Origin of the sequence: Pantoea sp. Lu_F5_004 (assembly GCF_051136245.1) — a bacterium.
Lineage (GTDB): Bacteria > Pseudomonadota > Gammaproteobacteria > Enterobacterales > Enterobacteriaceae > Pantoea > Pantoea agglomerans.
Window position 1 is genome coordinate 118524 of record NZ_CP194946.1, and the last position, 24854, is coordinate 143377.

Below are 24854 nucleotides of genomic sequence, written 5' to 3' on the forward strand. Positions count from 1 at the left end.
GCAGGTGGCTGTTAACGACGACCTTCAGCGATAGCGGTAACGGCCTGTAACTCAGCGGCTTCCTGCTCTTGCTGTTCCTGACGATCACGCACATCTAAAATCTGATTGGTGACCAAACCTTCTTCGATTTCGCGCAGGGCGATAACGGTAGGTTTATCGTTCTCTTCCGGAACCAGTGGATCTTTGCCGCCTACCTGCATCTGACGTGCACGACGTGCAGCGACCAACACCAGGTCAAAACGATTACCAACTTTTTCTACTGCGTCCTGAACGGTTACGCGTGCCATAGGTGTGCTACTCCACAGATGAAGAAATGACTGCGCATCATACTGAAACTGTATTCAGACTGCCAACAGTTTGCTGATTAAAGCATCGTGACGCGCCTTCTGACGCGCCATACGCAGACGTTCTGCGCGAATAATGGTTTTCAGATCGGACAGCGCCAGATCGAAATCATCATTCACAATTAAATAGTCGTACTCAGCGTAGTGGCTCATTTCCGCTACCGCCTGAGCCATGCGGCGCGTGATCACCTCTTCGCTGTCCTGGCCACGACCGCGCAGACGGCGATCGAGCTCTTCTTTCGAAGGCGGCAAAACAAAGATGCTGCGTGCGCCAGGCATTTTGGTGCGAATTTGCTGCGCACCCTGCCAGTCGATGTCGAGAAACACGTCAACGCCGGTTGCCAGCACCTGCTCAATAGCATGGCGCGAAGTACCGTAATAGTTGTCGAAAACTTTGGCATGTTCGAGGAAAGCCTCTTCCGCGATCATCTGCTCAAATTCATGTTTCTCAACAAAAAAGTAATGTTCGCCATGGGTTTCACCCGGACGCATACCGCGCGTCGTGTGCGAAACAGAGACCTGCGTATCATACAACGGCTGGGTCTTTAACAGCGCCTGAATCAGGCTGGATTTACCTGCGCCGCTGGGAGCAGAAACAATATAGAGCGTGCCTTGAGCCATGGTTTTCTTGAATTGATTAAAAGCGGAGTCGATTTCCTGCACAGTATACACAGCTTCCCGCTGCCACGCAGCGTTTGCGCAGCGGCAACCCTCAACTTTTGCGCATCTTCGCGCAAATCTCTGTCGGACGACTGTAATTATTCCCTGATTGCGACGGCATCCCTTCCATAACTGAACATCACCTCTGGCTGACGCTGAAGCACCGGTATTGAATGCTGCAAAACGTCAGGAGAGAGATCATGAAAGTATTCGGCTGGCCGCTGTTTGCGGCTGCTCTGTGGATTGCCATATGGCCTGCGCACAGCGCCCTTTGTCCCGTCTGGACACCCACCCGGGCGTCAGAAGAGATCCGTCGTCTGCAACAGCAACTGCAGCACTGGGATGATGCTTACTATCGTCAGGGGCAGAGTCCGGTGGCTGATGCAGATTATGACAGTCTGCAGCAGCGACTGAATCACTGGCAGCACTGCTTTAACCCTCTGCAGCCCGCTTACGCACCGCAACTGCCGGGTGAGGGTGAGCACCTGCATCCGGTCGCCCACACGGGCGTAAAAAAGATGCGCGACAAGCTGGCCCTGGCTTACTGGATGCAGGGACGGCACGATCTCTGGGTGCAGCCGAAAGTGGATGGCATTGCCGTTTCCCTGGTTTATCGCCACGGCAGGCTGGTTTCACTGTTGAGTCGTGGTGATGGATTACGCGGTGAAGAGTGGCTGGCTAAAGCCGCCTGGATCCCTGCGATTCCGCTGCGGATCGAGACCGGACTTGAAGAGGTTGTGCTGCAGGGTGAGCTGTTTCTGTCGATGACCGGTCATCAGCAGGCGGTTGATGGCGGCAGGAATGCGCGCTCACAGGTCGCTGGCGCCATGATGAGCAAGCAGCGGGTTCCTCTGCTGGATTCGCTCGATATTTTTATCTGGGCCTGGCCAGATGGCCCCGCCACGATGACGGAACGCCTTCAGCAACTCAGCCGCTGGGGACTGGGCGTTGCCGCAAACTGGAGCCACAGCGTTAAAGACGAAGAGGAGGTTGCAGCGTGGCGGGAGCGCTGGTTTCATGCTGCGCTGCCCTTTGTCACTGACGGCGTCGTCGTTCATCAGAGCCTGCGTCCTGCGGGCAAAAACTGGCTGCCTGGAGAGGGAACATGGGCCGTTGCCTGGAAATATCAGCCTCCGGAAGTCAGCGCTGAAGTGCTCTCCGTCGATTTTCCAGTCGGCCGAACCGGGAAGATAGCCGCGGTACTTAATCTGCAGCCGGTACAGCTGGATGATAAGACGGTCAGGCGGGTCAATGTTGGATCGCTGCGTCGCTGGCAGGAGAGCGATATCGTGGCGGGAGATGTCATCACACTGAGTCTGGCAGGCCAGGGCATTCCCCGGCTGGAGCGGGTGATCTGGCGCGTGGCAGAGCGGCACTATCCTCAGCCTCCCGACGCGTCGCGCTACACGCCGCTGAGTTGTTACACCTTCAGCGCTGAATGCCAGAAGCAGCTACTGGCAAAATTACGCTGGCTCAGTCAGAAAACGGTACTGAATATTCCTGGCGTTGAGCGCAGCACCTGGCTGCACTTACTGGAAACCGGCAGTATGACACACCTGTTCGGCTGGCTGACGTTAACACCAGAACAGATCGCCGCCGCAACGGGCCTCTCTCCGGAGCGGGCGGGCCAGCTCTGGCACCGTTTTAATCTCACCCGTCAGCAGCCGCTTCGTCGCTGGGTGGATGCCTTAGGTGTTTCACTGCCGCGGAAGGCCCTCAGTGCGCTGCCCGATCAGCAGTGGGAGAGCTTAACGCAGCGGGATGTCAGGGACTGGCAAGCTTTACCGGGTGTCGGTGCGGCGCTGGCAACGCGCCTGGTTGCGCAGTTCCATGATGCCCGCCTGCAGGCGCTGATCGCCTTCCTGAGACAGCAGGGAATTCCCGCATCCTCAATGCTCGGGATGGGGATAGTTGAAAATCGGCAAACCAAGACGGAAGCGCAGCGCCAGTAAACGGGCGAAGAATCCAAACAGCAGGGTGATGATAATCACCGCCTCATGCGCCAGCGTGGTTTTCAGCAGCAGGATATACATCCAGCCAGAGGCGAAAGCGATACCAGCGTAGAGTTCCTTCTGAAACACCAGCGGAATGCGATTACAGAACATGTCACGCAGTACGCCGCCAAAGACGCCGGTAATGACCGCGCTTATCGCGGCAATAATCATGGCGTGTCCTGAATCGAGCGCAACCTGCGCGCCGATAATAGAAAAGACCACCAGTCCCAACGCATCAAGCACCAGAAACACTTTGCGCAGATGCGTCATCAGGGGTGCCAGGAAAGTGGTTACTACCGCCGCCGCTGCAACAATCATGATGTATTCGGGATGTTTCACCCAGCCCAGCGGATAGTGACCCAGCAGGATGTCGCGCACCGAACCGCCACCAATGGCGGTCACAGACGCGATAATGATGACACCGAACAGATCCATTTTGCGACGCCCCGCCGCCAGCGCACCCGTCATGGCTTCAGCAGTAATACCAATAATGTAGAGAACGGTCAGTAACATAGCAGACTCCAGTAAGACGGCGGCAAGACTACGGCATTGCTTGAGAGACGGCGCCGAAGATTTTCTGGCGATCGGCGTCCGGGATGAGCGCAGTTTATACCAGCCAGCGCTGGCGTCATCATAGAAAGACTTTTTTGCGAAGGGTCTGCGGCAGGTGATTGAAAAAGTTGAGAGGAAACAACGTACAGAGGGTTTGCGCGTTCCGGCGCGGGGTTTTCCGACCCAGGGCGGGCGGTGAACTGACGACGATCGCCAGATAGCCGCTGGTCGAAAACCAGTTTATACAGGAGATAAAAAAGGGCTGGATGCTGCGGGAAAAGAATCGATCAGGTAAATATTGCGACAGACTAAATAAAAAGAAAAGGCGTGCTGGTTAACAGCACGCCAACGCATCGTTTCGGATGCTCAGAGCCCACCATACAGACTTATTTTATTATTTGTTTCTTGCACGAATTTTAGAAAATGCATTCAGGCTAAAACGGTATTCCGGCTGGAACCATGAACGACCATAGTAGCAGTAAATCAGCATACGAATCGATGCCATGGCCAGATAACCCCAGATCGCACACAATACTGAAGGGGTCAGCCAGACGGTAAATAAGGTGACGGCAAGCCCGGCTAATACCGAGGAGGTTTCAGCAAAAGCGATACGGGTATATTGTTTTTCGCGCTGTAATATCGCACGGTAATGCTGACCCTGTGGGATGATAATAAACACCACTGAGACCATCTGCAGCATTAATGCCAGTTCAGGTTGATCAAACAGGCTGGTCAGCAGGTGGCTGCCAGTAAATAACAGACCAAACACCGCGACGCCCATCAGCATATTCCCCCAGTAGATCGTGGAGAGGTCATTGATAGAGAGAATCGAGCGGCGGATCAGCGTATTTGAGAAGCCCCGATCGGCCAGAGTATCGATAGCCAGTAAAGCAATCACGGCGATCGCCAGCAGATTGAGTTCATTCGCCTGCAGAATCTGCGCCAGCAACGAGAGTTGTAATACGCCGATACCAATAATTTTGATTGAAGAGAGCAGAGACCATTTTGCGCTATTCAGACTGTTTTCACGTATTGCCATAATATACTCGTTAGAGTCCATCGACTCTGTGAGAATTAAATAGTTGTGTAACGGCAAGGAGAGGTTGCTGTAACACCGTTAGTTAGTGCAATTTTTCCGGCCGAAGTCCTGAAAACGCTTTACAGGCTTGCCATGTTATTATGGGTTCAATCAAATGATGCCTGGATAAAAAGATATCCCTGGTAAAATTGCTGTTTCGTATCATGGCGGAATCCCCTGCAGCGAATAAGAATTCCGCCAGATCACGAATAAATCCTGTTGTAGTTTTATATTCTCCTGCCAGCATCCTTGCGGCAATCTCAATGCATTCTTTTTCTGATAACAAAGGATACGTTGAGCGGTCCATGACTTTTTTCCTGCTTTATCATTATGGGTATTGCTGTGTGTGGAATGATTTATACATTGTTTTATTTAATTTAACACCATAAGAAAAGTCTGATTACGCGACCGCAGAAATAAATGGTTTCACTTTATGCATGATAAATATTAAATCCCCAGCAGATTGCTAATAAACGATTGTTAATGATTAATGTATGGGCCAGTGAGAAATTGTTTATGCGGCAAACCAGCAGGCCCGGAATCAGAGGGGGTCGCCTGCCTTTCATAGGGTTTTGCCAGGATTTTTCCTGGCAACGATGCTTAAGCAGGGTTGGTGATAAATGCGTAAGGATGATGAGTAATCAGATAAGCGCTTTATGCTTTATCGTCGAAAGTTTTTCTATTTTTTTTCATTAACGGCCAGTGATAAATGCAGAGAAAAAGGCGCGCTAACTCATTGATTTATTGTGTAAGAAGCTGGTTGAGTTTCTCAAGATCGTTGCTAACCCATTCAATATCCTGCTTAAATTTCTCATCTGAAGTAAATGGCTGGCGATAGACCGTTACCATCACCTCGGCGCCCTGTTCGTTTGCTATCACGCGCATCGGTACGTAGATCTCCTTTCCTGAGCCGCTATCAATCCAGTGATCCATTACCCCAAACGGATTATGTGGCGAGAACCGGATCTTCACACTGCCCTGGGGGCCTTTAGCACGCCAGCGATTGCCATCGGGTTCTAACGCACTGTGCGTCAGCCCGGAAGCCCACTTTGGGAAAAATTCTGGCTTCCAGATGGTTTCATAAAGATCTAACCAGTGACGTGGAATCGTCAGGCTCAGAGTGCGAGAGGAGAGCATGTAACCTCCAGTGAATAAGCTAAAAAAGCATTAAAGCATGGGGCCAGGCTTGTTAAAACGTTGTAACAGCAGAAGTGTGGTGTTGAAAGGGTTTCGTACAAATGGCAGACAACTGGTGATGCTGTCTGCCACTGACTCAGATGAAATTGCCGCGCGCAGAAACCACATGATCTTCGCAATGGCCGTTAGCGTGCCGCAGAACAAAGCCGTCCGACTGCGCCATCACGGCACAACTGTGATTAGGGAAGATACGCAGCAGCGTGCCGACTTCAGGGCGGCGATCCTGATAAAGCAGAAAACCGTGCTCCTCAGATAATTTTGTCACTTCATAAGTATGACCCGCTTCGTCGGCTGCCACACCAAAGCCGCTGGCATTGGTGCCGTGTGGCCCTTTATCCGAACTCAGCATTTTTGACCCGGCATCCACAATCGCGAAATGATCGTTCACCGCCACGACACGGGTAAGGACGCTCATTGCCAGCTGATCGACGTGACTTAATCCGAGACGGCAGGCGGTTAGGTCCAGTAGTGCATAGTTTCCGGGCCGGATTTCATGAATGCAGGGTGCAATCTCTGCTGCCAGCGTCGTAGGCGTTGAACCCACAGAGAGAGGGCAGTCGGTAAAACCAGCCGCCTGCAGTTTTGCCTGTACTCGCTGCATCAATGCCGTTTCCTGCCGGGCGACATCCGCAATGGCCGCGGCATTCCCGGCACCATAAGCGTGGCCGGCATGTGACACTAATCCGGCAAAGCGTAACCCTTTGGCCTGTAGCGCCTCAGCAATCAGCACCGCTTCATCTGTATCAGGATTGACACCTATCCGATGTAGCCCAACATCAACCTTAATCGCTACCGCAAGGTCGCATTCCGGTTGCTGCTGACAGGCATCAGCAATAGCCGCTACGCCCTGCAGCCTGTCCGCAATCAGGGTGAGCTTTACCTGATGAAGCACGGCGTGGCGCAGCAATTCAGCCACGCTTTGCGGTTGCACAATCGGGTAGGCTAATAGCAGATCACGAACGCCGCCCTGAATAAAACTGATTCCTTCGCTGGGCTTTGAGACGGTAACACCCTGGGCGCCGGACGCGATCTGACGCTGCGCAATCCAGACGCTTTTATGCGTTTTAATATGCGGTCGCAACGCGACGCCTGCCGCACTGGCTTTGCGCTGCATATGCTGCAGGTTCTGCTCCAGGCGCTCTGCATCCACTTCAATATAGGGCGTAAGGCGATCATCAATCAGCGGACGCTGCCACTGCTGTGTATCGTTGATATCCATAAGATTGTCCGGCATTGACGAGGTAAGAGGATTCATCATTCCTTAATTATCTCTTTGATACCAGCCTGCCGGACGCAGACAGGTGTGCTGAACAGCTGAAACTGCAGGGGTAGCTATAACGGCAGAGTCAGTATGAGAGCACAGCAAACGAGGATGAGAGAGTGGACGTAGAGCAGATGTCGTTCAGCAGATTAAAACAACAAAGCAGGCGCGAGGCCTGCTTTATCAGTTAACTCAGACGTAGAGCGACTCTTCACCCGGTGGCCGGGTTTTGAAGCGACGATGCAGCCAAAGATACTGTTCGGGTGCGCGAAGGATCTGATTTTCGATCACTTTGTTCATATAAGCTGCAGCAGCAGCCTCGTCCGTATGAGGATAATTTTCCAGCATCGGTTCGATGATCAAATGGTAGCCATCATTTCCTGGATTACGAATCAGCATAATCGGCACCATCGCTGGCTTCGCCAGACGCGACAGAACAAAAGTCCCGTTAGTCGTGGCGGCTTTTTCCACCGCAAACAGCGGCGCAAAGGTACTGCCTTTGGGGCCGTAATCCTGATCAGGCGCAAACCAGACCGATTCACCCTGTTTCAGGGCATTAACCATACCGCGTAGATCACGACGGTCGATCATCGCTTTATTTGAGCGCATCCGCCCTTTGGTCTGCACATACTCCATCGCCTGGTTATTGTGTGGGCGATACATCGCCATCATTGGCTGACAGAGTCCGCTGATGCGGCCGCCCAGCTCCAGTGACATGAAATGCACACCAATCAGCATCACGCCTCGCTTTTCTTTCTGCGCGGCATGCAGATTTTCCATTCCCGACACTTTAAACAGACGTCTTACCGCACGGTCAGACCAGAACCAGGCAATACCGGTTTCAGCCAGCGCCATCCCGAGCGACGCAAAATTACCGGCGATCATATGTTCTGTTTTTTCTTCGCTGATGCCCGGAAAGCAGAGTTCGATGTTACGACGGGTAATACGCTCGCGGCGCTGCAGGAAATGGCGAGAGATTTTGCCGGCACCGGCACCGAGACGCATAAGAACAGGATAGGGGAGCTGGACCAGCAGCCAGAGTACGCCAAGGCCAAACCAGGTAAACCAATAACGCGGATGCAGCAGCGAACTGCTAAATTTTCCGGTGTTTTTCATTAACAACCTTCATGGGATAGGGGGATGCATCGCACAAAGAGCACTTCCATGAGTCTTAAGGCGGTACAGCTGTACTGATTTCGACCAACATTTTATCAAAAAGTGCCTTCAAAGAAAGGGAAACTCCGGCATCTACAGGATTGACCTGTTTCATGGATATGCGGAAAAACCGGCTATAAAAGTACATATATCCTGTAAAATTATTATTTTTCAAATAATTAACATAAACCTGAAAGAAGCTTTATTTGTAAGCGAGGCCGTTTCAGGAACAGTCTGGAAATGATTATTTATTTATCTTTACCTGATTCTGATGCTGGCCGCGCTGAAAAAGCGATCAACTGGCATAAGGAGCTGACTCTTTAAGTGTTGACTGCGCCTGAAAGGGCAACAAAGCGCCACTGCGAGCGCTTTGTTGAGTGGAAATTACTCGATATTCTGAATCTGCTCGCGCATCTGCTCAATCAGCACCTTCAGTTCAATGGCTGAAGTCGTGATTTCTGCATTGATCGACTTCGATGCCAGCGTGTTCGACTCACGATTGAACTCCTGCATCATAAAGTCGAGACGGCGGCCCACGGCCTCTTTCTTTTTCAGGATGTTGTAAGTCTCTTTAACGTGCGCATCCAGACGATCCAGCTCTTCAGAAACATCAACCCGCTGCGCCATCATCACCAGTTCCTGCTCAAGGCGATTGTTTTCCAGCTGGACTTCAGCATCTTCCAGTTTGGCGACCAGCCGCTCACGCTGCCATTTGATTACTTCAGGCATCTGCGCACGCACTTTGCTGACTTCCTGCGAGACGCCTTCCAGACGCTGCTCAATCATTGCTTTCAGGGCGGTACCTTCGCTTTCGCGTGCCGCGATAAAGTCATCAAGCGCCCCATCCAGTGCCTGCAACAACTGGGTGTTAATGGCATCCAGATCCTGTTCCTGCGCAGACATTACACCCGGCCAGCGCAGAATATCCAGCGGATTAATCGCGCCTTCGTCGCTCTGCATTTTTACCCAGTTGGCAGCCTGCACCAGCTGTTTCGCCAGCGTTTCGTTGAGCATCAGTTCGCCCTGCGCGCTGGGATCGGCATCATAACGAAGGTTGCACTCAATTTTACCGCGCGTCAGACGCTGGCGAATGCGCTCGCGGATAACCGGCTCCAGCCCACGAAACTGTTCCGGCAGGCGGATGTAGGTTTCCAGATAACGCTGGTTCACGGAACGCAGCTCCCAGGCGGCGCTGCCCCATTCGCCTTTGGCTTCGCTGCGGGCATAAGCGGTCATACTGCGGATCATAAGCGGTACTCATTTGCGGAAAGATGGGTGAAGTATAGCGAGGCGAGCCACGGCATAACAGGCATAAGCGTCGCACAGGAAAATAACGAACCATTTCCGCTTTCAGCGACAGCCACTTATGATGACCATTGACCCTTTGTGAGGATGACTGATCTATGTCTCGCGTTATTGCCCTTCCTGTTGTGATGGCTCTGCTGCTGGCTGGTTGCCAGGCACGCCACCCGCCGCCCACTAAACCGCAACCCATCTGTGCGGGTGGCGACATGATGATGCAGACCACGTTGTGGTTTGGACTGAGCAAGCCTGATGGCGGCAGGGTGAGTTCACTCGACTGGATGAACTTCGTGGATAACGAGGTCACGCCACGGTTTAAAGCGGGGCTGTCGGTCTATGATGCCAAAGGGCAATGGCTGGGCGAGAACGGTCAGCTGGCACGGGAGAACAGTAAGGCGTTGATGCTGATCCACGGGATCGATCCCGCCACCAACAGTGATATAGAGGCGTTACGCAGCCTCTATAAAAAACGGTTTGGTCAGGAGTCGGTTATGCGGGTGGATGCACCCGTCTGCGTCGGATTCTAAGGCGAAAGCGGGCGGCAGAACTGCCGCCCGTTGAATAATCAGATAAACAGACCGGCAAAGGCTGCGGAGAGCAGACTGACCAGCGTGGAGCCATAGACCAGCTTCCAGCCAAAACGAGAAACTACATTTCCCTGTTTCTCATTCAGTCCTTTTATTGCGCCTGCCACAATGCCGATAGAGGCAAAGTTAGCGAACGAGACCAGGAACACCGACAGAATACCCAGCCCACGCGCACTCATGCCCGCCGCGACTTTCTGCAGTTCAATCATCGCCACAAACTCATTCGCCACCAGTTTGGTTGCCATGATACTGGCCGCCTGCAGGGCATCGGCTTTGGGAATGCCAATCAGCCAGGCCAGAGGATAGAACAGGTAGCCGAGCAGTTGCTGGAAGCTGTAGCCGAACACCGCCGCAAACAGTGCGTTGACGGCAGCAATCAGGGCAATAAAGCCAATCAGCATGGCCAGAATAATCATCGCAACTTTGAAGCCGGCCAGGATGTACTCGCCCAGCATCTCAAAGAAGCTCTGCTCTTCATGCAGTTTATCCAGCGCGATAGGCTGCTCATCCTGGCTTTTCATCGGGTTGATGATCGACAGGATAATAAAGGTGCTGAACATGTTAAGCAGCAGTGCCGCAACCACATATTTCGGTTCGATCATCGACATATAAGCACCGACAATCGACAGCGAAACGGTAGACATCGCGGTCGCTGCCATGGTGTAGAGCCGGCGCGGCGGGATATCACCCAGAATGCCTTTATAAGCGATGAAGTTTTCCGACTGCCCAAGAATCAGCGTGCTGACGGCGTTGAACGACTCCAGCTTGCCCATGCCGTTAATCTTCGACAGCAGCGTCCCGAAAATACGAATCAGCAGTGGCAGGATACGCCAGTGCTGCAATATGCCGATCAGTGCCGAAATAAAGACAATCGGGCAGAGCACGCCAAGGAAGATAAATGCCAGCCCCTGCTTACTCATTCCGCCAAACACGAACTCCGTGCCCTGTGCGGCAAAACCCAGCAGCGTCTCAAAGAAACCGGCGAACGAGCCGACCAGCGCCAGACCCCCGGCAGAGTGAAGGAAGAACCAACCCAGCGCGGCTTCCACCACAATCAGTTGAATAATAAAGCGCAGACGAATCTGCTTACGGTCATGACTGACCAGCAGCGCAAGGGCGAAGATCACCACCAGCGCCAGCAGGAAATGAAGAATGGCGGCCATATGTCTTTTTTATCAGAGAGAAAGGAACGCGCATTTAGCCACAGCTGGCGGGGAATTTCATCTGATGCCTGCGTCAGACCAGCGCAAGAGACAGCGGGCAAGGAAGTCCGTATAATGCGCAGCCAATCATTAGCAAGCCGGAGAATACCCATGCGTCCAGCAGGCCGTAGCGCACAACAGGTGCGTCCAGTCACATTGACCCGCAATTACACCAAACACGCAGAGGGTTCCGTTCTGGTGGAATTCGGCGAAACGAAAGTGCTTTGCACTGCCTCGGTAGACGAAGGGGTTCCGCGTTTCCTCAAAGGCCAGGGCCAGGGTTGGGTAACGGCCGAATATGGCATGCTGCCGCGTTCGACCCACAGCCGTATGGCGCGTGAAGCCGCAAAAGGCAAGCAGGGCGGACGTACGCTGGAGATTCAGCGTCTGATCGCCCGTTCACTGCGTGCCGCGGTTGATCTTAAAGCGCTGGGTGAATTTACCATTACGCTCGACTGTGACGTAATTCAGGCCGATGGCGGCACTCGCACCGCATCAATCACCGGAGCCTGCGTGGCGCTGGCTGATGCGCTGAACAAGCTGGTGGCCAGCGGCAAACTGAAAGCGAACCCGATGAAGGGCATGGTCGCGGCGATTTCAGTGGGCATCGTCAAAGGCGAAGCGCTGTGCGATCTGGAGTATGTTGAAGACTCAGCCGCAGAAACCGACATGAACGTCGTGATGCTGGAAGATGGCCGCATGATCGAGGTGCAGGGCACCGCTGAGGGCGAACCGTTCAGCCATGAAGAGTTGCTGACGCTACTGGCGCTGGCACGGGGCGGAATTGAGGAATTAATTCAGGCGCAGAAAGCAGCGCTGGAAAATTGATGTAACAGGCGACCTCAGAGTCGCCTTTTCTTTATTTGAGGAGTGAGAAATGAAAGCCTGGCAGCGTCAGTTTATTGAATTTGCCCTGAACAAGCAGGTGCTGAAGTTCGGTGAGTTCACTTTGAAGTCCGGGCGTAAAAGCCCCTATTTCTTTAATGCTGGTCTGTTTAACAGCGGACGGGATTTAGCGCTGCTGGGACGCTTCTACGCGCAGGCGCTGGTGGATGGCGCTGTTGATTTTGATCTGCTGTTCGGCCCGGCCTATAAAGGCATTCCGATAGCCACCACCACGGCGGTGGCGCTGGCGGATCATCATGACCGCGATGTGCCTTACTGCTTTAACCGTAAAGAAGCGAAAGATCACGGCGAAGGTGGCCTGCTGGTTGGCAGTCCGCTGCAGGGCAAAGTGATGCTGGTGGACGATGTGATCACCGCAGGCACCGCGATTCGTGAGTCGATGGATATTATCGGCGCGCACAACGCCACTCTGGCAGGCGTGCTGGTCTCGCTTGATCGTCAGGAGCGTGGGCGCGGAGAAATGTCGGCTATTCAGGAAGTGGAGCGTGATTACGGCTGCAAAGTAACCGCGATTATAACGCTGGCAGACCTGATTGCCTGGCTGGAAGAGAAGCCTGAGATGGCCGATCATCTGGCTCAGGTGCGTGCCTATCAGAAAGCGTACGGGATTTAACAGAGGCGGGCGCAATGCCCGCCTTCTTTTACGCTTTACGCCAGCTGCGCGGCAATCAGCGGCCAGCGAGCCTCAAAGTCTGCGGTAGGACTGAAACGAAACTCAGAACGGACATACCGTGACAGTAAACCCTCACAGAAAGCCAGCAACTGACTTGCCAGCACCGCCTCATCAGCCTGAAAGGCTTCGCCCTCGCGCATTTTCCGTTCCCGCATCACCTGTCGCAGCTGCACTTCAATCCGCTCAAACAGCTGATTGATGCGTCCCTGCAGTCGGTCCTGCTCAAACATCAATGCATGGCCGGTCAGAATGCGTGTCAGTCCCGGATTACGCTCACCAAATCCCAGAATCAGTTGCACGATCAGACGCAGACGCGTCATGGTCTCTTTTTCATCCTTGAGGATCAGATTGATGCGGGTAATCAGACTGTCTTCGATAAACTCAATCAGGCTATCGAACATTCGTGTCTTACTCGGGAAGTGACGATATAGCGCCGCTTCGGAAACGCCCACCGTGGCTGCCAGTTTGGCTGTGGTAATGCGCTGACTGCCATCACCCGACTCCAGCATCTGCGCCAGCGCCTGCAAAATCTCTTCGCGACGATTCCGCTTCGCGACTTTTTTTTCTGCCATGACCTTAAAGACCCCTGAAATTCACCTAAAAACAGGCAACACCTACGCATCTGCCACAGGAACGCGTCCTGTGGCGATGAGGAAAAAATAACGGGCGTAAGTGAAAGTCGGTAATGCGGGTTACTGGCGGCCGGAGTGGCCGAAGCCGCCTTCGCCGCGCAGGCTGGCGTCGAAATCTTCGACCAGGTTAAATTCCGCCTGCACCACCGGTACAAAGACCAGTTGTGCCATGCGATCGCCGGGCTGCAGCGAGAAGCTTTCCTGGCCGCGATTCCAGACCGAGACCATCAGCTGTCCCTGATAGTCGGAGTCAATCAGACCCACCAGGTTGCCCAGCACGATGCCATGTTTATGGCCAAGGCCTGAGCGCGGCAGGATCACAGCGGCCAGATCGGGGTCGGCAATATGAATCGCCAGGCCGGTCGGAACCAGCGTTGTGGTGCCTGGTGCGATGTCGAGAACATCATCAATGCAGGCGCGTAAATCTAACCCAGCGGAACCTGAAGTCGCGTAGGTCGGCAGTGGAAACTCTTTGCCGACGCGCGGATCCAGGATTTTAACGTCTATTTTTTTCATCATAACGGCTGACAATCTCGTCTATTAATTGTTGGCCAAGGAGTGACTTATCGCTGAGCGGTAAGCGTTTTTCTCCATCCTGCCAAAAAAGGTGAAGAGCATTGGTGTCGCTATTAAACCCCTGTCCGGCTTTAGCGACGTCGTTAGCGCAGATCAGATCCAGATTCTTGCGCACCCGTTTTTGCCGGGCGTATTCTTCCACATTCTGTGTTTCAGCAGCAAATCCAACGACGAATGGCCGGTTTTCCTGAAGTGCAGCGACGCCGGCAACAATATCGGGATTCTTTACCAGGTTCAGCGTGACGTTATCATCGCCGCCCTGTTTCTTGATTTTATCGGCCGCAATATCGGCTGCCCGGTAGTCTGCCACGGCTGCGCTTGCAATGAAAATATGTTGTTTATCTATCTCACTCATGACGGCGGCCTGCATCTCCAGCGCGCTGGTCACATCAATTCGCCGCACACCCGCTGGCGCAGACAAGGTGACCGGGCCGCTGACCAGCGTGACCTGTGCACCGCGTCTGGCGGCGGCGTCGGCAATGGCAAAGCCCATTTTGCCGGAGCTGTGGTTAGTGATGTAGCGCACCGGGTCCAGCGCCTCACGGGTAGGGCCGGCGGTAATCATAATGTTGAGATGTTGCAGATCGTTGACGGGCGAGGCCCACTGCACCGCATGGTCAACAATCACCAGCGGGTCGAGCATCCGGCCCGGCCCGACATCGCCGCAGGCCTGGCTGCCGCTGTCCGGTCCCCAAACCAGCACGCCACGCGCCTGCAGGCTCTGCAGGTTATGCTGGGTCACCGCCGCACGATACATCTGCTGATTCATAGCGGGCACCACTGCCACGGGTGAGGCCGTCGCTAACACGGCGGTCGTCACCAGATCGTTTGCCATACCGGCAGTAATACGGGCAATCAGGTCAGCAGTGGCCGGTGCCAGCACAATAAGGTCGGCCCATTTTGCCAGTTCAATATGACCCATCGCCGCCTCCGCTGCCGGATCAAGCAGATCGTCAAATACCGGATAGCCGGAGACAGCCTGCAGGCTGAGCGGAGTAATAAATGCTTTCGCACCCTCTGTCATCATCACGCGGACATCAGCACCGCGATCGCGCAGGCGGCGCACCAGCTCAGGTGCTTTATAAGCAGCAATACCGCCGCTCACGCCAAGAAGAATTTTTTTGCCGGCTAATCCCATCATGATGTTGCCCTCACTAAGCTCTCTGCCGCTCGCGGCGGCGAATGCACGGACTTTATCACAAAAGCGCGGATGCGCCTTTTCACTGACTGCGTTTGCGAGCCGTCTCGTAGATTGCAGCTTCACTCATAGCCGCACGCTTCATGATGGGCCATGCTGAGGCTCATCTCAGGGAGAGCGGACATGAAAATAAAGGGACCACGGGAAAAACTCCAGAAGCTGGGTGCGCATGCCCTCAGCGATACCGAACTACTGGCCATTTTTCTCCGTACCGGATCGCCTGGACAGAACGTCCTGGAGCTGGCCGGTCAGATGCTGGACGGTTTTGGCTCGCTTTATCAGCTCATGACGTCAGACAAAGCGGCATTCGGTGAAATCAAAGGGGTCGGCGATGCCAAGCTGGCACAACTTCATGCGATTGCCGAACTGGCGAAGCGTTTTTTCGCCAGTAAGCTGGCCCGCGAAAGCGCAATGGAAAATCCACAAATCACGCGCCAGTATCTGCAAAGTCTGTTAGCCCATCAGGAGCGTGAGATCTTTATGGCACTGTTTCTGGATAATCAGCACCGTGTGCTGCGGGCACAAAATATGTTCTCTGGTTCCATTAACAGCGTGGAAGTTCACCCCCGCGAGATTGTCCGGGAAGCGCTGAAGCTCAATGCCGCAGCCCTGATACTGGCGCATAATCACCCGTCGGGCATGGCAGAGCCGAGCCGTGCAGACCGTGAAGTGACCCATAAAGTCAGCGAAGCCTGCCAGCTACTCGACATCCGTCTGCTCGATCATCTGGTGATTGGTCATGGCGAATATGTCTCCTTTGCCGAGCGGGGATGGCTTTGACAGCGGGAAATTTCACGCCAGGTGGCGGCTTTTTGCCCGATCATTCGGGATCTTTATCTGTTCGGGACTTGAGCACTTGGGCTGAGCGGCGTATACTACGCCACCTTTGAGAATCTCGGGTTTGGCGGTTAGGCCAGCTTAGCGGGTTCCATGGAATTCGCCTGGCGGGCTGCAAGCCTGACGAGGCGGCCCAAACCTAATTTTTAAAGCTCGAGCTGATTTGATTTTTGGAGATATTGACATGTCACGAGTCTGCCAGGTAACTGGAAAGCGTCCGGTGACGGGTAACAACCGTTCCCACGCAATGAACGCGACGAAACGCCGTTTCCTTCCGAACCTGCACTCACACCGTTTTTGGGTTGAGAGCGAGAAGCGCTTCGTTACTCTGCGTGTATCTGTTAAAGGTATGCGTATTATTGATAAAAAGGGCATTGATACGGTGTTAGCCGATATGCGTGCCCGTGGTGAGAAGTACTAAGGTACTAAGGAACTGAATCATGGCTAAAGGTATTCGTGAGAAGATCAAGCTGGTTTCCTCTGCTGGTACAGGTCACTTCTATACCACCACGAAGAACAAACGTACTAAACCAGAGAAGCTGGAACTGAAAAAGTTCGATCCGGTTGTACGTCAGCATGTGCTCTACAAAGAAGCTAAAATTAAGTAATTTTAGTGTTCTGCTAAAAACCCGGCTCCGGCCGGGTTTTTTGTTTGTGTAAAACGCTGAGGAGAGGGTATGCCAGAGTTGCCAGAGGTTGAAACCAGCCGTCGCGGTATCGAGCCGCATTTGGTCGGTGAAACCATCCTTCACGCCGTGGTGCGTAATTCACGTTTGCGCTGGCCCGTTTCGCAGGAGATCCTGGCGCTGAGCGATCAGCCGGTGCTCAGTGTGCAGCGCCGGGCGAAATATCTGCTGCTGGAACTGCCGCATGGCTGGATCATTATCCACCTTGGCATGTCCGGTAGCCTGCGCGTGCTGTCAGAAGAGCTGCCAGCGGCGAAGCATGACCATGTTGATCTGGTCATGAGCAACGGCAAAGTGCTGCGCTACACCGACCCGCGCCGCTTTGGTGCCTGGCTCTGGAGCAGCGATCTGGCGGGCAGCAGCGTGCTGGCACATCTCGGGCCGGAGCCGCTTAGCGAGGAGTTTGACGGCGCTTACCTGTTTGAGAAGTCACGCGGCAAGCGGACGCTCATCAAGCAGTGGCTGATGGATAACAAAGTGGTGGTGGGCGTGGGCAACATTTACGCCAGCGAGTCACTGTTTACCGCCGGGATCATTCCCGATCGTGCTGCCGGCAGTCTGTCGCAGGCCGAAGCGGAACTGCTGGTCAATACCATCAAAGCGGTGCTGTTACGCTCCATTGAGCAGGGCGGAACCACACTGCGTGACTTCTTACAGACCGACGGTAAACCAGGCTATTTTGCACAGCAGTTACAGGTTTATGGGCGGGCAGGCGAACCCTGCCGGGCATGCGGTACGCCGATTGTCAGCGGCAGACACGGGCAGCGCAGCACCTACTGGTGCCCGAACTGCCAGCATTAAGCCAGTTTAGCCAGCAATGCCTGATGCACCGGCGCGGGCAGGAAGGCGGTAACATCGCCGCCGTGACGCGCCACCTCTTTGACCAGCGAAGATGAGATAAACGAGAAGCCTTCAGACGGCATCAGGAAAACACTCTCCAGCGTTGGCAGCAGATGACGATTCATCTGGGCCAGCTGCATTTCATATTCAAAGTCTGACACCGCACGCAAGCCACGGACCAGCACATTCGCCTGCTGGTCACGGGCAAAATTCGCCATCAGGTCGCTGAATCCGACCACCTCAACGTTGGGCAGATGGGCTATCACTTCACCAGCCAGCGCCACGCGCTCATCCAGGCTGAACATTGGTTTTTTACTGGGGCTGGCGGCAACGGCCAGAATGACCTGATCAAACATCTGCGCTGCTCGCGTCACGATGTCGAGATGGCCGAGCGTCACAGGATCAAACGTTCCGGGATAGATGGCTTTCGTGATCATACTCGCCCTTTTGCCGAAGCATGATTCAGCGCCCACAGGGCTGAATATTTATTGAAGGTATATTGCGCATTGACCACCGCCAGAATCCAGCCCTGTTTTCCGTCGAGAAAACCGGCACGCAGCAGCAGGGTTTTCACAAACGCGCCCAGCGTATGGCTGAACAGAGAAAACAGGCTGCAACGCTTACCGCGCCGATGGCGTTCCGTAGCCCAGGCTTCTGCATAAGCCAGCTGCTTGCGCTGAAAGGCGATTAAATCGCGGCAGGTCAGATGCTGCAGATCGCCGGGTAATGCCACCACTGGCGCGCCGTCACTCTGCAGTGATTCATGCACCAGATTGTCATTGTAGCGGAAGGTGCGTGGATAGAGTCGCATGACGCGGTCAGGATACCAGCCGCTATGGCGCATAAAGCGGCCGAGAAACAGATTACTGCGGCCCAGGCTATAAACCGTACGGCTGGGTGGCGCGACCAGCACCTGCTCAATCGCGGCGCGCAGTTCAGGTGTCACGCGTTCATCCGCATCGATCATCAGAATCATGTCGCCGGTGGCATAGTGCTGCGCGCGCTGGCGCTGGATGCCATAGCCCTGCCAGTCATCATTGTGGTAGACCTTCGCCCCAGCCTGCGTGGCGATGTCGACACTGTTGTCATGGCTGCCTGAGTCCAGCACGATAATTTCATCGGCCCAGCTGACCGAGGCCAGGCAATCAGGCAGCAGTTCCGTTTCGTTTTTGGCGATCATCACCACGGAAAGACGTTGGCGTGCTGACATTAGTGGGCCCGTGGTGGCAGATGCGGTTCGAGTAACTGTAGCAGACGCTGTAGCGCACCCTGATTCTGGTGCAGCACGTCTACCGCATGACGTCCGTAATAACGGCGGTAATCATCATCCTGTAACAGGTTGGTGACCTCTTTTTCCAGCGAAATCACGTCGGTGACGGTGATCAGCCCCTGGCCTTCCTGCAACTTGCTGCAGATATCTTTGAAGTTCCAGATATGGGGTCCCATCAGAACCGGAAGAGCATGGGCAGCAGGCTCCAGCGGGTTGTGTCCACCCCTTTCAACCAGGCTGCCGCCGACAAAGGCCAGGTCGGCAATGCCGTATAGCAGCATCAGTTCGCCCATTGAGTCTCCGATGACCACCTGCGTTGAGCCAGACGGGATCTCGCCGCTGCTGCGCAGGATAAAACTGAAGCCGCGTTCCTGCGTCAGTTCACGGGCATCGTTAAAACGTTCGGGATGGCGGGGCACCAGAATCAGCAGCAGATCCGGGAAGGTCTGCAGCAGGCGGCGATGGGCATCCAGCACAATGGCCTCTTCACCTTCGTGCGTGCTGGTGGCGATCCACACCGGACGGCGCGGCGCCCACTGTCGACGCAGCGTTACCGCTCTGGCGGCCAGTTCTGGCGTCACGGAAATATCAAACTTCAGGCTGCCGGTAATCGTTAGTTGAGAACGTTTCAGGCCCAGGCTCAGGAAGCGGTCGCCATCTTCCGCATTCTGCGCCGCGATAAGCGTGATGCTCTGCAACAGCCGGCGCATGAATTTACCCAGCTTGCGGTAGCCTTTGGCCGACCGGGCCGAGAGGCGGGCATTGGCGATCACCAGTGGAATATTACGCTGGTGCAGAATGCGGATAATGTTCGGCCACAGCTCAGTTTCCATGATGATCACCAGGCGGGGGTTGACCGTATCCAGAAAACGATTAATTGAACCCGGCAGATCATAAGGCAGATAGACGTGATGCACATCTTTGCCAAATGCAGATTGCGCGCGTTCAGAGCCGGTAGGCGTCATGGTGGTGACGGTAATCGGCAGGGTCGGGTAACGATGACGCAGAGCGCGCACCAGCGGGATCGCGGCCAGGGTTTCACCCACAGAGACCGAGTGCAGCACAATGCCGTCGGGCTTAACTTTGCCGACACAATAGCCATAGCGTTCTGCCCAGCGTTTGCGATAGGCAGGCGCTTTACGACCGCGCAGCCACAGGCGCAGCCAAATCAGTGGCTGAATTAAGTAGAGCAATGCGGTGTAAATGGTCGTCATAGTTACCGTTACAGCAAATTCGCGTCTAAAAGCAGATTAAAATCAGATGGCGGCATGTTATCAGAAACCCCGCATGCACTCATCCCACATTGTCAGTTGCTGCTCAGGACCTGCTGATAAAGCGAAGTCAGCGCCTGCGCCAGCCGTTGTGGACCATAAGGTTCAATTTTGCGCCGCGCCGCGTCACCCATTCGTGAATCGACAGAAAGCGCCGGTAGTGCATTAATAGCCTGATTTAACCCCTTGATATCCAAGGCATCACAGACGAATCCTTCCTGACCAGCGGTAATAAATTCTGCGCCACCGCAGCCGGTGCTGGTAATCACCGGTAAGCCGCAGGCCATCGCCTCCAGCACCACATTAGGAAAAGGATCGTAGAGGGTGGGCAGCAGCAGGCCATCAGCTGCGTGATAGAACGGCTGCACATCCTGCTGTACGCCGACAAAGCGCAGCCGGTCCAGACAGTTAAGCTGATTTGCCAGCTGCTGATACCGTTGCAGTTGCTTATCCTGACCCACCACAATCAGATAACGGTCGCTGGCAGCCAGCGCCTGTATCGCCGCTTTCAACCCCTTGCGTTCAAAGCCGGAGCCGACATAAATCAGTACGGTCGCCGCATCAGGCAGCGCCAGCTGCTGACGGGTAGCGCGACGTGCTGCTTCCGTGGCGGGCTGGAAACGGCTGGCGTCGATAGCATTATGAATAACGTGGATTTTTCCGGCGTCGAGCGAGAAACAGCGCAGGATATCGCGCTTTACCATCTCAGAATTACAGATCACCGCTTTCAGCGTCGGAGAGTTAAACATCTCCGCTTCCGCCTGCAGAACATAGCGATGATAAGGGCTGAGCACAGCACTCAGTCGTTGCCACGATGAGACGATGCGGGCGCGCTGTTCCAGCCAGACGCGATGAACACCATCACCCGCGCGAAAAATATCACAGCCCGCGATGCGCTCGTGGCTTTGCACAATATCGAACTTCTCGCGCTCCCAGCAGGTGCGTGCAGCACGGGCAAAACCACGCTCACGGGATACCCGGCCCAGCTTTGCCGGATTACAGATATGCAGATGCCAGTCAGGATTCGGTGTGCCCTGCCAGCTGCGGGTAATGATGTTGAGATCGAGCTGCTCGCTGCCCAGCGCTTCCAGCGCGCGGGAGATAAAACGCTCGGCACCGCCATCCGGACGATATTTCTGCCGGACAATCGCCAGCCGTAACTTACTCATTCAGATAGCTCCTCGCTGCCGCGACCACATCCTTCACCGGAATGGCCGACAGATAACGCTGGTCTGTTTTGGTGTCGATGGAATCGGGTGAGGGCAGCGGGCCATAGTCACCCGCCCAGATGACATGATTGTTGTCGCCCCATGGCCGCCAGTGCTGCAGCTTGGTCGGGCCAAACAGCGCAATGCAGGGCGTTTCAAGTGCGGCGGCCATGTGCATTGGTGCAGAGTCGACACCAATAAACAGCCGGGCATGATCGATAAGCGCCGCCAGTTGCGGCAGGGTAAACTGACCGGCCAGCGAAACCACATCCGGCGACGCACACAGCGCCCGAATGCGGTTAATCATCGCCAGCTCCTGTTTGTCCGGCCCGGCGGTCAGCACCACCTTGCGGCCCGGCTGCGCCAGCTGATCGAGCGTGGCGGCAACACTCTCCTCTTCCCAGCATTTAAAGCCCCAGCGTGAGGTCGGCTGCACCACAATATAGGGTGCAGTGACATGATGTTCCGCCAGTCGGGTCAGCACAGTTTGCTGGTCAGCGTCGCTGTAGTGCATTGAGACACGTGCGCCGTTGCTGCTGATGCCGAGGGGTGCCAGCGCCGACATATTCTGCTCAACGGTATGCAGTTTGCTGTGATTATGTGTGGGGACCAGGCAGTTGTGACACCATCGCCAAAGGACGTTATCGCGTTTTTTATAGGCAAAACCGATGCGAACGGGTGCCGCAGAGAGCCGCGTAATCAGGGCTGCCCGCCACTGATCGGCCAGATTAATCACAAGATCATAATGGGCGGCACGTATGGCGCGAATTAATGCACGCTCATGGCCCAGCTTGCGCCAGGTACCCTCCTGCTTCCATTTACGATCGATGACGTGCAAATGGCGGATAGCCGGATGCGCTTCCAGCATCGGACGCGTCTCCTGATAAAGCAACACGTCGATGCTGGCCTGCGGATAACGCTCATGAAGCGCATTGATGGCGGGCGTTGTGAGCAGCATGTCACCATGATGGCGCAGCTTAATCAGTAATATATTTTTTGGAGAGATGTTTGCTGGAGTCAGGCTGGCCATAAACAAGAGTTCTCAGAATTCAGTGAACCGATTGTAGGGCAAACCCTTTTTAGGATAAAGCCAGCCTCAAAGGTTATTTATCACGCCAGCGATAGAGTCGGGCCAGCCACAACAGCAACTGATACCACTGCTTAATTCCCCGGGCATTGCGTAACATGCGCAGGTGTGTCCGGGTGGCGAACAGCTCGGCAATGATTGCCTGGCGTGCGCGTGCGTCAGGCTCACGTCTTACACTGTGGCAAACGCTGAGCGCTTCATGAGTCACCTGATAGTGAAACGACGGGTAGATCTTCACGCGGTCACGATAGCGGTCATTGAGCTCTTCCAGCAGTCGCGCAATCTTCATGTAGTGGCGCTGATACTCAACGTTGCGCTCGCCGGTACGTTTGCGATTGCTGATTGAGGCGTCATGCATGTAGTAGCGATAGAGCACCGCTTCGGTATAACGCACGCGTTTTGCCAGCAGCATAAATTCAGTGGTCCAGGGAATGTCCTGATGATGCAGGCCGGGTTCAAACTGCAACTGGTGCTGCTCAATCAGTTCCCGGCGATAGATGCCCAGCCAGACCACATGCATATAACGATGGGTTTTCAGCGCGGTATTCAGCCAGTCGGGACCGCTCAGAACCGGCGTGCTGCGCAGGCGATCCAGCGGAATCAGCGGCTTTACCCGCTGGCTGTGTTTGAAAAACCACTCGGCGTTGCACTGTGCCGCATCCAGATTATCTGCTTCCGCCAGCGTCACCAGCGTCTGATACATATCGGGTTTCATGGTGTCATCTGCATCAGGGAAGGTGACATATTTCCCGCGGGCAATCGCCAGCCCGGCGTTACGGGCGCGCGAGACGCCGCCATTTTCCTGATGAATCACACGAATGTGAGAATGCTGCTGTGCATACTGATCGGCGCGCTCGCCTGAGCCATCGGTTGAACCGTCATCGACGATAATGATCTCAAGCAGAGTCAGCGTCTGCGCCAGCAGTGACTGCATGAACTCATCAAACATGCTGCCCGCATTGTACATCGGGGTAATGATACTCAGCAGAGGAGAAGTACTCATGACAATATCTGCACCAGCATTGTATTCACTGCGAAAGGGCGTTGCCTCGTCATAAATCATTTCCAAATCAGCAGAGTGAAATCAGGGAGTTCACAATTATAAAACGATGTTGCATCCCTGCTTTACTAAAAACCACGCCCGACAATAATAATGCGCTATATGCGCTTTTTTTACGCAATGTGGCCGTGCAGGTAAACAGATGATTATGCTGGCTTGCTGTCAGCGTCGTTATTACAGAGGTCGTGGCAAACAGCCGGCGGGATAAATGACGGGAAAGTCAGGCGCTGAAATAACAGCGCCTGCATCAATCTGATAAACCTGAGTGTGCTATTGCTCACTCTGCTTAAAAAACTTGAGACTGACATACTTCATCATCCAGCTCAGGCTTTCAGCATACTGTTTCTGATGCCATTTTACATGGGCGAATCGCTTCATCTCTTTATAATGCTTTGGCGTATCAAGCGGTTGTGAAGCCCAGGGTGAGCGCTGGTAATAGCTGTAGTAGCGTTGGGAAAGATCGCTGCCAGCCCATGCATGCCAGGGTTTGCATTTACCGGTGTAGTGAATCATCACCGTCTCTTCAGGCACGCCCGAGTGATCCCAGACTTTATTGGCGATGATGTCGTATATGTGGTTATAGCGGTCTGGCAGGATCAGGACCTCATCCTCCAGCACGATATTCAGCGCATCCTGATCGGGAAAACCAAACTCTGCACCCCGCGTTACCAGCACGTCGGTAATGCGCGCGGTGGTCTGCCTTTCGAGCCAGCGTGGAATATTAATCAGCATAAAGCCGGAGTTGAAATAATGGTGATGCTTCAGCCCCAGCCTTGCGCACTGGTTATGTCGCGCTCGCGGTGTGTCATTACAGGCCGCCAGCGTGTAATCAGTGATATCCAGCGTGAACAGGGGAGAGTAGTCGCCCACCACCAGGGTGTCAGCATCAATATAGATCACCCGATCGCTGTAGCTCGCCACGGTTTCCGGGATCAGGAAACGGTAGTGGATACTTTTGGGATAGCGTCCGACCGCAGGCAGCTGATCAACCCAGGCACGGTTAAAGATATGCAGCGTGATCGCCAGACTATGGCCCGTGGCCAGCGATCGCAGTTTTTCCACATCCTCTTCGCAAAGCGAGTCTGAAAAAATATGGGCGTGGAAAGCGGTATCAGGATGATGGCTGAGAAGTGAAAACAACGTAATGCCCAGGCCACGCGCGTAGGCGTAGTTGATGCCAAACGCAACATGAACCGGATTATCATCCGTGTCAGCAAGCGTGTTAACCAGCAGCTGACTTTGTTGAACGGCCTCAGTAAGAGGGGTAATTGCCATTAC

Annotated in this window: 28 protein-coding genes; 8 read left to right on the top strand and 20 right to left on the bottom strand. The window is 54.4% G+C overall.

What is annotated here, in order from left to right:
- Positions 1-11: 11 nt before the first annotated feature.
- The gene (rpoZ, locus tag ACR8BN_RS00525; protein ID WP_003851346.1) at positions 12-287 is read right to left on the bottom strand and encodes a DNA-directed RNA polymerase subunit omega; all 276 of its coding nucleotides are present in this window, start codon (positions 285-287) and stop codon (positions 12-14) included.
- Positions 288-341: 54 nt separating this feature from the next.
- Positions 342-965, bottom strand: a complete 624-nt coding sequence (gene gmk, locus ACR8BN_RS00530) for a guanylate kinase (RefSeq protein ID WP_010258405.1) — start codon at positions 963-965, stop codon at positions 342-344.
- 239 nt (positions 966-1204) lie between these two features.
- Between gmk and ligB the strand changes: the two genes are divergently transcribed.
- Positions 1205-2956, top strand: a complete 1752-nt coding sequence (gene ligB / locus ACR8BN_RS00535) for an NAD-dependent DNA ligase LigB (RefSeq protein ID WP_434747235.1) — start codon at positions 1205-1207, stop codon at positions 2954-2956.
- Here the strand turns inward: ligB and ACR8BN_RS00540 are convergent.
- The 7 genes from ACR8BN_RS00540 to ACR8BN_RS00570 all read right to left on the bottom strand — a co-directional run bounded on the left by ACR8BN_RS00540 (position 2894) and on the right by ACR8BN_RS00570 (position 9489).
- The gene (locus tag ACR8BN_RS00540) at positions 2894-3511 is read right to left on the bottom strand and encodes a trimeric intracellular cation channel family protein (RefSeq protein WP_010258398.1); all 618 of its coding nucleotides are present in this window, start codon (positions 3509-3511) and stop codon (positions 2894-2896) included. The two genes, ligB and ACR8BN_RS00540, sit on opposite strands and share 63 nt — an antisense overlap.
- Before the next feature lie 433 nt (positions 3512-3944).
- A complete protein-coding gene (locus ACR8BN_RS00545) occupies positions 3945-4589 on the bottom strand; it encodes an oligosaccharide flippase family protein (RefSeq protein ID WP_083070716.1) in 645 nt (214 codons plus the stop codon).
- An 82-nt stretch (positions 4590-4671) separates the two neighbouring features.
- Positions 4672-4935, bottom strand: a complete 264-nt coding sequence (locus ACR8BN_RS00550) for a hypothetical protein (RefSeq protein WP_182688027.1) — start codon at positions 4933-4935, stop codon at positions 4672-4674.
- 434 nt (positions 4936-5369) lie between these two features.
- Positions 5370-5765 (bottom strand): hypothetical protein, encoded by a 396-nt coding sequence (locus ACR8BN_RS00555; protein ID WP_031591901.1) that lies wholly within the window; start codon positions 5763-5765, stop codon positions 5370-5372.
- 136 nt (positions 5766-5901) lie between these two features.
- The gene (locus ACR8BN_RS00560; RefSeq protein ID WP_434747563.1) at positions 5902-7044 is read right to left on the bottom strand and encodes an alanine racemase; all 1143 of its coding nucleotides are present in this window, start codon (positions 7042-7044) and stop codon (positions 5902-5904) included.
- 234 nt (positions 7045-7278) lie between these two features.
- Complete coding sequence (gene lpxP / locus ACR8BN_RS00565; protein WP_031591897.1) at positions 7279-8202, bottom strand: kdo(2)-lipid IV(A) palmitoleoyltransferase; 924 nt, start codon at positions 8200-8202, stop codon at positions 7279-7281.
- Between the two features lie 423 nt (positions 8203-8625).
- Entirely contained in the window at positions 8626-9489 is an 864-nt protein-coding gene (locus ACR8BN_RS00570) for a YicC/YloC family endoribonuclease (protein ID WP_010258384.1), read from the bottom strand.
- Positions 9490-9644: 155 nt separating this feature from the next.
- On the opposite strand from ACR8BN_RS00570, the gene ACR8BN_RS00575 reads away from it, so the two are divergent.
- Complete coding sequence (locus ACR8BN_RS00575) at positions 9645-10070, top strand: DUF3574 domain-containing protein (protein ID WP_137230433.1); 426 nt, start codon at positions 9645-9647, stop codon at positions 10068-10070.
- Between the two features lie 38 nt (positions 10071-10108).
- Here ACR8BN_RS00575 and ACR8BN_RS00580 read toward each other — a convergent pair whose 3' ends face one another.
- Positions 10109-11293, bottom strand: a complete 1185-nt coding sequence (locus tag ACR8BN_RS00580) for a NupC/NupG family nucleoside CNT transporter (RefSeq protein ID WP_031591888.1) — start codon at positions 11291-11293, stop codon at positions 10109-10111.
- Positions 11294-11443: 150 nt separating this feature from the next.
- Here ACR8BN_RS00580 and rph point away from each other — a divergent pair, with 150 nt between their 5' ends.
- Complete coding sequence (gene rph / locus ACR8BN_RS00585) at positions 11444-12160, top strand: ribonuclease PH (protein WP_010258378.1); 717 nt, start codon at positions 11444-11446, stop codon at positions 12158-12160.
- A gap of 49 nt (positions 12161-12209) precedes the next feature.
- The gene (gene pyrE, locus ACR8BN_RS00590; protein ID WP_031591887.1) at positions 12210-12851 is read left to right on the top strand and encodes an orotate phosphoribosyltransferase; all 642 of its coding nucleotides are present in this window, start codon (positions 12210-12212) and stop codon (positions 12849-12851) included.
- A 35-nt stretch (positions 12852-12886) separates the two neighbouring features.
- Here pyrE and slmA read toward each other — a convergent pair whose 3' ends face one another.
- The 3 genes from slmA to coaBC form a co-directional block, all read right to left on the bottom strand.
- Positions 12887-13483 carry a nucleoid occlusion factor SlmA gene (slmA, locus tag ACR8BN_RS00595; protein ID WP_083070698.1) on the bottom strand — a complete coding sequence of 199 codons (597 nt, stop codon included), beginning with the start codon at positions 13481-13483 and terminating at the stop codon, positions 12887-12889.
- A 120-nt stretch (positions 13484-13603) separates the two neighbouring features.
- A complete protein-coding gene (gene dut, locus ACR8BN_RS00600; RefSeq protein WP_022624903.1) occupies positions 13604-14062 on the bottom strand; it encodes a dUTP diphosphatase in 459 nt (152 codons plus the stop codon).
- Entirely contained in the window at positions 14040-15260 is a 1221-nt protein-coding gene (gene coaBC / locus ACR8BN_RS00605) for a bifunctional phosphopantothenoylcysteine decarboxylase/phosphopantothenate--cysteine ligase CoaBC (RefSeq protein ID WP_311976220.1), read from the bottom strand. The genes dut and coaBC overlap by 23 nt, the downstream gene beginning before the upstream one ends.
- 180 nt (positions 15261-15440) lie before the next feature.
- On the opposite strand from coaBC, the gene radC reads away from it, so the two are divergent.
- From radC to mutM, 4 genes are all read left to right on the top strand, one after another.
- The gene (gene radC / locus ACR8BN_RS00610; protein ID WP_031591882.1) at positions 15441-16097 is read left to right on the top strand and encodes a RadC family protein; all 657 of its coding nucleotides are present in this window, start codon (positions 15441-15443) and stop codon (positions 16095-16097) included.
- A 241-nt stretch (positions 16098-16338) separates the two neighbouring features.
- Positions 16339-16575 (top strand): 50S ribosomal protein L28, encoded by a 237-nt coding sequence (gene rpmB, locus ACR8BN_RS00615; RefSeq protein WP_006121249.1) that lies wholly within the window; start codon positions 16339-16341, stop codon positions 16573-16575.
- 19 nt (positions 16576-16594) lie between these two features.
- Positions 16595-16762 carry a 50S ribosomal protein L33 gene (gene rpmG, locus ACR8BN_RS00620; RefSeq protein WP_003024094.1) on the top strand — a complete coding sequence of 56 codons (168 nt, stop codon included), beginning with the start codon at positions 16595-16597 and terminating at the stop codon, positions 16760-16762.
- Between the two features lie 69 nt (positions 16763-16831).
- Positions 16832-17641: a bifunctional DNA-formamidopyrimidine glycosylase/DNA-(apurinic or apyrimidinic site) lyase gene (gene mutM, locus ACR8BN_RS00625; protein WP_010672095.1), complete on the top strand. Its 810-nt coding sequence runs from the start codon at positions 16832-16834 to the stop codon at positions 17639-17641.
- Here mutM and coaD read toward each other — a convergent pair.
- The 7 genes from coaD to ACR8BN_RS00660 form a co-directional block, all read right to left on the bottom strand.
- Positions 17638-18117, bottom strand: coding sequence for a pantetheine-phosphate adenylyltransferase (coaD, locus tag ACR8BN_RS00630; protein ID WP_010258279.1), 480 nt, complete (start codon positions 18115-18117; stop codon positions 17638-17640). The two genes, mutM and coaD, sit on opposite strands and share 4 nt — an antisense overlap.
- Positions 18114-18890, bottom strand: a complete 777-nt coding sequence (locus ACR8BN_RS00635) for a glycosyltransferase family 2 protein (protein WP_434747236.1) — start codon at positions 18888-18890, stop codon at positions 18114-18116. The genes coaD and ACR8BN_RS00635 overlap by 4 nt, the downstream gene beginning before the upstream one ends.
- Entirely contained in the window at positions 18890-20164 is a 1275-nt protein-coding gene (gene waaA / locus ACR8BN_RS00640; RefSeq protein WP_031591872.1) for a lipid IV(A) 3-deoxy-D-manno-octulosonic acid transferase, read from the bottom strand. Before waaA ends, ACR8BN_RS00635 begins: the two co-directional genes overlap by 1 nt.
- Positions 20165-20256: 92 nt before the next feature.
- On the bottom strand, positions 20257-21390 hold the full coding sequence (locus ACR8BN_RS00645) for a glycosyltransferase family 4 protein (RefSeq protein WP_434747237.1): 1134 nt from the start codon (positions 21388-21390) through the stop codon (positions 20257-20259).
- Positions 21383-22459 (bottom strand): putative lipopolysaccharide heptosyltransferase III, encoded by a 1077-nt coding sequence (gene rfaQ / locus ACR8BN_RS00650; RefSeq protein WP_064703038.1) that lies wholly within the window; start codon positions 22457-22459, stop codon positions 21383-21385. The genes ACR8BN_RS00645 and rfaQ overlap by 8 nt, the downstream gene beginning before the upstream one ends.
- Before the next feature lie 73 nt (positions 22460-22532).
- Positions 22533-23519: a glycosyltransferase gene (locus ACR8BN_RS00655; RefSeq protein WP_242549952.1), complete on the bottom strand. Its 987-nt coding sequence runs from the start codon at positions 23517-23519 to the stop codon at positions 22533-22535.
- 327 nt (positions 23520-23846) lie between these two features.
- On the bottom strand, positions 23847-24851 hold the full coding sequence (locus tag ACR8BN_RS00660) for a glycosyltransferase family 8 protein (protein ID WP_434747238.1): 1005 nt from the start codon (positions 24849-24851) through the stop codon (positions 23847-23849).
- Positions 24852-24854 lie beyond the last annotated feature (3 nt).

Excerpts from the sequence above, each read along its gene's own strand:
- rpoZ (WP_003851346.1), bottom strand. The coding sequence starts at position 287 with ATGGCACGCGTAACCGTTCAGGACGCAGTAGAAAAAGTTGGTAATCGT.
- gmk (WP_010258405.1), bottom strand. The coding sequence starts at position 965 with ATGGCTCAAGGCACGCTCTATATTGTTTCTGCTCCCAGCGGCGCAGGT.
- ligB (WP_434747235.1), top strand. The coding sequence starts at position 1,205 with ATGAAAGTATTCGGCTGGCCGCTGTTTGCGGCTGCTCTGTGGATTGCC.
- ACR8BN_RS00540 (WP_010258398.1), bottom strand. The coding sequence starts at position 3,511 with ATGTTACTGACCGTTCTCTACATTATTGGTATTACTGCTGAAGCCATG.
- ACR8BN_RS00545 (WP_083070716.1), bottom strand. The coding sequence starts at position 4,589 with ATGGCAATACGTGAAAACAGTCTGAATAGCGCAAAATGGTCTCTGCTC.
- ACR8BN_RS00550 (WP_182688027.1), bottom strand. The coding sequence starts at position 4,935 with ATGGACCGCTCAACGTATCCTTTGTTATCAGAAAAAGAATGCATTGAG.
- ACR8BN_RS00555 (WP_031591901.1), bottom strand. The coding sequence starts at position 5,765 with ATGCTCTCCTCTCGCACTCTGAGCCTGACGATTCCACGTCACTGGTTA.
- ACR8BN_RS00560 (WP_434747563.1), bottom strand. The coding sequence starts at position 7,044 with ATGGATATCAACGATACACAGCAGTGGCAGCGTCCGCTGATTGATGAT.
- lpxP (WP_031591897.1), bottom strand. The coding sequence starts at position 8,202 with ATGAAAAACACCGGAAAATTTAGCAGTTCGCTGCTGCATCCGCGTTAT.
- ACR8BN_RS00570 (WP_010258384.1), bottom strand. The coding sequence starts at position 9,489 with ATGATCCGCAGTATGACCGCTTATGCCCGCAGCGAAGCCAAAGGCGAA.
- ACR8BN_RS00575 (WP_137230433.1), top strand. The coding sequence starts at position 9,645 with ATGTCTCGCGTTATTGCCCTTCCTGTTGTGATGGCTCTGCTGCTGGCT.
- ACR8BN_RS00580 (WP_031591888.1), bottom strand. The coding sequence starts at position 11,293 with ATGGCCGCCATTCTTCATTTCCTGCTGGCGCTGGTGGTGATCTTCGCC.
- rph (WP_010258378.1), top strand. The coding sequence starts at position 11,444 with ATGCGTCCAGCAGGCCGTAGCGCACAACAGGTGCGTCCAGTCACATTG.
- pyrE (WP_031591887.1), top strand. The coding sequence starts at position 12,210 with ATGAAAGCCTGGCAGCGTCAGTTTATTGAATTTGCCCTGAACAAGCAG.
- slmA (WP_083070698.1), bottom strand. The coding sequence starts at position 13,483 with ATGGCAGAAAAAAAAGTCGCGAAGCGGAATCGTCGCGAAGAGATTTTG.
- dut (WP_022624903.1), bottom strand. The coding sequence starts at position 14,062 with ATGATGAAAAAAATAGACGTTAAAATCCTGGATCCGCGCGTCGGCAAA.
- coaBC (WP_311976220.1), bottom strand. The coding sequence starts at position 15,260 with ATGATGGGATTAGCCGGCAAAAAAATTCTTCTTGGCGTGAGCGGCGGT.
- radC (WP_031591882.1), top strand. The coding sequence starts at position 15,441 with ATGAAAATAAAGGGACCACGGGAAAAACTCCAGAAGCTGGGTGCGCAT.
- rpmB (WP_006121249.1), top strand. The coding sequence starts at position 16,339 with ATGTCACGAGTCTGCCAGGTAACTGGAAAGCGTCCGGTGACGGGTAAC.
- rpmG (WP_003024094.1), top strand. The coding sequence starts at position 16,595 with ATGGCTAAAGGTATTCGTGAGAAGATCAAGCTGGTTTCCTCTGCTGGT.
- mutM (WP_010672095.1), top strand. The coding sequence starts at position 16,832 with ATGCCAGAGTTGCCAGAGGTTGAAACCAGCCGTCGCGGTATCGAGCCG.
- coaD (WP_010258279.1), bottom strand. The coding sequence starts at position 18,117 with ATGATCACGAAAGCCATCTATCCCGGAACGTTTGATCCTGTGACGCTC.
- ACR8BN_RS00635 (WP_434747236.1), bottom strand. The coding sequence starts at position 18,890 with ATGTCAGCACGCCAACGTCTTTCCGTGGTGATGATCGCCAAAAACGAA.
- waaA (WP_031591872.1), bottom strand. The coding sequence starts at position 20,164 with ATGACGACCATTTACACCGCATTGCTCTACTTAATTCAGCCACTGATT.
- ACR8BN_RS00645 (WP_434747237.1), bottom strand. The coding sequence starts at position 21,390 with ATGAGTAAGTTACGGCTGGCGATTGTCCGGCAGAAATATCGTCCGGAT.
- rfaQ (WP_064703038.1), bottom strand. The coding sequence starts at position 22,459 with ATGGCCAGCCTGACTCCAGCAAACATCTCTCCAAAAAATATATTACTG.
- ACR8BN_RS00655 (WP_242549952.1), bottom strand. The coding sequence starts at position 23,519 with ATGAGTACTTCTCCTCTGCTGAGTATCATTACCCCGATGTACAATGCG.
- ACR8BN_RS00660 (WP_434747238.1), bottom strand. The coding sequence starts at position 24,851 with ATGGCAATTACCCCTCTTACTGAGGCCGTTCAACAAAGTCAGCTGCTG.